Source organism: Microcystis sp. M49636_WE2 (assembly GCF_030065375.1).
GTDB classification, from domain to species: domain Bacteria; phylum Cyanobacteriota; class Cyanobacteriia; order Cyanobacteriales; family Microcystaceae; genus Microcystis; species Microcystis aeruginosa_C.
The window spans coordinates 1-1,331 of the sequence record NZ_JASJFG010000455.1; the positions used below are offsets into that span (position 1 = coordinate 1).

General features: G+C 40.7%; 3 protein-coding genes. All 3 read right to left on the reverse strand.

Features of this window, described 5'->3' with window-relative positions:
- Window positions 1-28: 28 nt before the first annotated feature.
- Entirely contained in the window at window positions 29-385 is a 357-nt protein-coding gene (gene hypA / locus PX484_RS10825; RefSeq protein WP_002731704.1) for a hydrogenase maturation nickel metallochaperone HypA, read from the reverse strand.
- A gap of 15 nt (window positions 386-400) precedes the next feature.
- Window positions 401-757, reverse strand: a complete 357-nt coding sequence (locus PX484_RS10830; protein WP_287667454.1) for a hypothetical protein — start codon at window positions 755-757, stop codon at window positions 401-403.
- A 51-nt stretch (window positions 758-808) separates the two neighbouring features.
- The coding region (locus PX484_RS10835) for an arginase family protein (RefSeq protein ID WP_288103802.1) at window positions 809-1,331 on the reverse strand (523 nt) is incomplete at its 5' end.

Genomic DNA, 1,331 nt, shown 5'->3' on the forward strand with positions numbered 1-1,331 from the left:
ACTTGTAGAAGCGATCGCCCAACTTTGTTTAAGAATCTAAAGAATATTCAATGTGGTCAATTTTTAACTCTCGACCTGAACGAATATCCTCCATCGGCGATCGACAAGTTGGGCAGGAATATTGCTGGCCAATTTGGGGTTTATAATCCTTTTGGCAGCAATGACAATAAGCAATTAGGGGAATATTTTTAATCGCTAATTCCACGCCAGCCAGAAAAGTATTGGCAGTTTGAACTTCAAAGGCAAATTGTAAACTGACCGGTTCGACACAGGTAAATTCACCAACCATGAGATGAATTTTTTCAATTTTGAGCTTTTCAGGTTGACTATCATACCAATCTCGAACTGTCATAATTAACGCCTTGGTCATATCAGTTTCGTGCATAATATGCTGAAGTGGCTACTCCTTTTCTACTCTCTCTAGCTGCATTTTTTGGGCAATTTCGGTCGTTAACTCTCCTTTGTTGTTAGCGTTTAAAGAACAAATTAAAATAGTTAATCTGTCTAAATTTTCATTAGTCATCCAATCCATTAAAAATCCAAGATAATTCTGAACACTTTTTTCTGCTTGTTTGCGACTTTTCCAGACACGCGCCATTGACAAGTCATTAGTAATACCAGCAAAAGGTTCATCTGATTCATCTTGATCAAGATAGGGCAAAGCATTTTCAGCAGCAGCATAAATTTTAGGATCAGATACTAGAGTTAAAACGTAACCTAACCTTTTGTTAATAGGAGTTCCAAATCCTTTGGCCATCGGTGTTTCTTCGCGAATGTGTTACCTCTCTAATTATTGCTGCTTTTGTCCTTAAATCCAAGGTTCATCAACCTCCATATTGGCATCAGAATGAATATAATAGGGCTTTTCTTTACGGGGTAATTGACCTGAAATAACCAGATGGGCCATGGCATCACAAATAACACGGGTAGCCATCAAAGAGGTCATATCACTAATATCGTAGGGAGGGGAAACTTCCACCACTTCCATACCACAAATGGGAGCTTTTTGGATAATTTTACCCAATAAAGCTAAGGCTTCACGGGGTAATAACCCGCCCGGTTCCGGCCAACCTGTACCGGGGACAAAACCGGCATCAATGCAATCAATATCGAAACTAATCCAAACGCAATCCGTACCATCTAAAGCTCGTTCTAAGGCAAATTCGGCGGCCGCATCAATGCCTCGTTCTACAATGTCGGTGACGGTCAAAATATTAGTGGCCCGCTCGCGGCAAACTTTAACACCTTGACGGGGAACTTGCCAACCACCAATCCCTAATTGGACGAGATTTTTAGCAGGAGCATTTTTCATATTGGTGGCATGAAACCAG

Excerpts from the sequence above, each read along its gene's own strand:
- PX484_RS10830 (WP_287667454.1), bottom strand. The coding sequence starts at position 757 with ATGGCCAAAGGATTTGGAACTCCTATTAACAAAAGGTTAGGTTACGTT.
- hypA (WP_002731704.1), bottom strand. The coding sequence starts at position 385 with ATGCACGAAACTGATATGACCAAGGCGTTAATTATGACAGTTCGAGAT.